Annotated in this window: 3 protein-coding genes and 1 pseudogene; 3 read left to right on the top strand and 1 reads right to left on the bottom strand. The window is 39.3% G+C overall.

Annotated features, from left to right (window positions below; genetic code table 11):
- The 3 genes and pseudogenes from B2Y23_RS00510 to B2Y23_RS00520 form a co-directional block, all read left to right on the top strand.
- Positions 1–398 (top strand): annotated as a pseudogene (locus B2Y23_RS00510) (FAD-binding protein); the annotation flags it as partial.
- Positions 399–402: 4 nt separating this feature from the next.
- Positions 403–1,158: an SDR family NAD(P)-dependent oxidoreductase gene (locus tag B2Y23_RS00515; RefSeq protein WP_291368376.1), complete on the top strand. Its 756-nt coding sequence runs from the start codon at positions 403–405 to the stop codon at positions 1,156–1,158.
- 123 nt (positions 1,159–1,281) lie between these two features.
- Positions 1,282–2,916, top strand: a complete 1,635-nt coding sequence (locus tag B2Y23_RS00520) for a PglL family O-oligosaccharyltransferase (protein ID WP_291368378.1) — start codon at positions 1,282–1,284, stop codon at positions 2,914–2,916.
- A 61-nt stretch (positions 2,917–2,977) separates the two neighbouring features.
- Here the strand turns inward: B2Y23_RS00520 and bfr are convergent, their stop codons facing one another.
- Entirely contained in the window at positions 2,978–3,442 is a 465-nt protein-coding gene (gene bfr / locus B2Y23_RS00525; protein WP_291368380.1) for a heteropolymeric bacterioferritin subunit Bfr, read from the bottom strand.
- Positions 3,443–3,710 lie beyond the last annotated feature (268 nt).

The raw sequence follows: 3,710 nt of genomic DNA on the forward strand, positions 1-3,710 counted from the left end.
GCAATGCTGGCTTTTATCAATATCAGAGTGTCGTACCCTCTGATATTGGAAAGGATGCAACTCAGGAAATGCTGAGAGTTATAAAAAAATCTGGCGAGGGGTCTTTTTTAGCTGTATTGAAAACTTTTGGAAGCCGACAGTCAGGTGGTCTGTTAAGCTTTCCTCGGCCAGGTGTCACGCTTGCTCTGGATTTTCCCAATAGAGAGGAAAAAACTTTAAAACTTTTTAACGAACTTGATCATATTGTGCAGGAAGCCAATGGCTGTCTTTATCTTGCAAAAGATGCCCGTATGCCAAAAAAATTATTCGAAACGGGATACCCACATATTCAGAAGTTCTTAAAATATCGGGATCCAGGTATAAGTTCCAGTATGTCCCGTCGATTATTAGGTGTGTAATATTATGTCAGAAAAGTTAAGAATTCTTATAGTGGGCGGAACTTCAACTATTGGTGAGCATTGTGCGCGAATATGGTTGAGTCAGCAGTCCTGCGAACTGATACTTTTAGGTCGTAATGATAGAAAATTAAAGCGAGTGGTTGATGACTTAAAAGTGCGTTTTCCTGAAGCAGTAGTTTGTGCGATAACAGTCGATTTTTTAGATACATGTGCTATTCAGGATTGCATTTCCACTATAGATCAACAAGCTCCGATTGATATAGCTCTTGTTGCTCATGGTAATCTGCCAGATCAAGATGTTTGTGTGGTTGATATTGACCAATGCCGCGAGGCTATAGAGGTTAATGCAGTATCACCAGTTCTTTTTGCAGAAGCCATAGTTCAAAAAATGATTGAGAGTAATCATGGAAAACTGGCCGTTATTGGTTCTGTAGCTGGGGATCGTGGACGTAAATCAAATTATATATATGGTGCTTCGAAAGCATTGATCGGAACATTCATGCAAGGCTTACAACACCGTTTGGTACTTATGAGATCAAATGTTCAGGCAACATTGATTAAACCAGGACCTACTGCAACCCCAATGACTGCAGGACTCAGTGGTAAAGGGAAACTGGCCAGTCCTGAACATGTCGCAAGAGATATTGTAAATGCGATTAATACAGGTAAGTCAGTGATTTACACTCCAGGAAAGTGGTCAATAATTATGATGATTATTCGTCATCTTCCCTTTTTTATATTTAAAAAAATGGATATCTAATTGTTGGGATTCAGGGGGTGCTAATTTGAATTTGGTATCTCATGCCCCATAATAAAAAAACACCTGAACATCTCAGGTGTTTTTTTATTATCATAGAACCAATATTTTTCCATCATTCCCACTATGAAGTTTCTTTTACTGCTTCTCGCCAGTGTTTTTATCTCACTGGCTTGGCTTTTGCCTGTCCATTACAGGCCCTGGGTCACCTATACAGGTGAACTGTTTGCCTTTTTATCTCTTTTTGTTTTAGCTGCAATTTATTTAAAAGACAAAATTAAATTACCGCTGATCAGCTTACCCTTATTGTTCCTTGCGGCTATCCCGCTGCTTCAATATTGGACAGGTGAACTCTTCTTCTTTGATAAAGCTTTAACCAGTACGCTTTTTGTCTTTGGATTTTGGCTGAGTGTGGTGCTTGGCTATAACTTATCCAGTGAAAAGGCAGACCGGGCAAGTATATTTACTGGACTGAGCTATGTATTTCTCATGGCCGGAACAGCGACGGGTATTATTGCCATCTGCCAATGGTTAACCCTAGATGCTTATATTCCCGGGATGGTGGATATGCAACGTGCTGTTCGTCCCTATGCCAATTTTGCTCAGCCAAACAACATGGCAACTTTTTTGCTCATGTCTCTTTTGGCATGTTTATATTTATATGAAACCAAAAAAGTTCAGACAAAATGGCTAGTTCCGGCAGCATCTATTATGTTGGTAAGCATAGCATTAAGCCAGTCCAGAACCTCATGGGTAGCTTGTGTCTTTATTCTGGTTTATTTGGCCTATCAGCAATTTAAAGGTTATATCCATATTAAATGGTATTACCTGGCGGCGTGGTTATCTGTATTTATAGGATTGATTTTCATATTGCCGGTTATTGGCAGCTATTTAACACAATTATTAGACATACAAATTAAAGCTGTCGATGTGGCAAGACGTGCAACAGGGGATATGTCGCGTTTAGCGATTTGGAATCAAATGTTGCATGCTGTTATGGACCATCCATGGTTTGGTTATGGCTGGAACCAAACCAGTGTTGCGTATACCTTGGTTAGTGATCATGTTCAAGGGCCGGTATGGATTCGTAGCGCACATAATTTTATTCTAGACTTTATCCTTTGGAACGGCTTCATTATCGGCTTACCTTTTCTGGCCTACTTTGGCTACTGGGGCTATCAGCTGAATAAACGGGTCAATTCCGTTGAATCCGTGATCGGGATTTTAATGATTGGTGCAATATTGATTCACTCAATGCTGGAATTTCCGCAATACTATGCGTATTTCCTGCTCCCGGTGGGTTTTATTATTGGGCTGGTTCAGTCACAACAAGCAGATACCAAAGTTGTGACCCTTTCACCTAACTATATGCGTGTTGCATATGGATTCTTTTTCTTACTGCTGATTTTGATTGTGCGGGATTATTCAGTGATGGTACCTAAACTCAATCAAACATTGCGCTATGAGAAAGCACCGGAGAAGATCACCAATCAAGATCAGATTTACCTGCTGGAAGAGTTTAACCGCCGTATTGACTGGATTCGTATGAATCCTTATAGCAAGGTGAATGCACAACAGCTTGAGGAAATTAGAGAAGTAGTTTTGAATTATCCGACTACCTATGATTTATATAAGTATGCAAAAATCCTGGCTTTTAATGGTTATGAGAAGGAAGCTAAACATCAGCTCTGGTTGCTAAAAAAATTGCGTAAAGTTGACCTGGACTACGCATCATTGGCTCAGCCGGTTGCCAAGAAGTAAAACTTTAACAAACGAATCTCATAAATAAAAAAGCCAGTCAATTGACTGGCTTTTTTTAAAATTAAATCTGGCTTTGAATATAATTTTCGATACCGACCTTTTCCACTAGATCAAGCTGCGTACTGGTCCAATCCAGATATTCTTCTTCTTTTTCCAGAATTTCCTGAGCCAGATCACGGGTGACATAATCCATTTCCTGTTCAGCCAGGCTAACCGCTTTTTGCAGCGCTTCAATATTTTCATTGACCTTACGAACATCACAATTCAGTACTTCAACAGTATGCTGACCGATGTACAACTTGCCTAAATTCTGTAAGTTAGGTAGACCCTCAAGAAATAAAATCCGTTCAATAATTTTATCTGCATCTTTCATTTGTTGAATCGATTCTTTGTATTCTGCCGAACCCAGCTTTTCAATTCCCCAATCGTTGAACATGCGGGAGTGCAAAAAATACTGGTTAATGGCAGTCAACTGGTGATAAAGCACCTGATTTAACTGATTAATGACATCACGATTGCCTTTCATTGAAAGTTCTCCATCAACAATTTCTGCCTCAACAATATGTCAGGCAATCAAAAAATTATTATTTCAATTATCTTAAACAAGAAGCAAAACAATGGCGAGTAATTTATTGAACAGCAAATGAAAATCGCAATCAAGAAGGATATGAGCCAGCAAACACAAGGGGGTACATAAAAAACCCGCCTAGAGTCATAAGCGGGAGAGGAGAAAATGATCAATTGATCATTTGGTGTGTCATTATGATTATGTGGGTTTAAGCAGCTATGGAAAT

This window comes from Acinetobacter sp. UBA5934, from assembly GCF_002430855.1.
GTDB lineage: Bacteria > Pseudomonadota > Gammaproteobacteria > Pseudomonadales > Moraxellaceae > Acinetobacter.

Coding starts and splice junctions, on each gene's coding strand:
- B2Y23_RS00515 (WP_291368376.1), top strand. CDS start 403: ATGTCAGAAAAGTTAAGAATTCTTATAGTGGGCGGAACTTCAACTATT.
- B2Y23_RS00520 (WP_291368378.1), top strand. CDS start 1,282: ATGAAGTTTCTTTTACTGCTTCTCGCCAGTGTTTTTATCTCACTGGCT.
- bfr (WP_291368380.1), bottom strand. CDS start 3,442: ATGAAAGGCAATCGTGATGTCATTAATCAGTTAAATCAGGTGCTTTAT.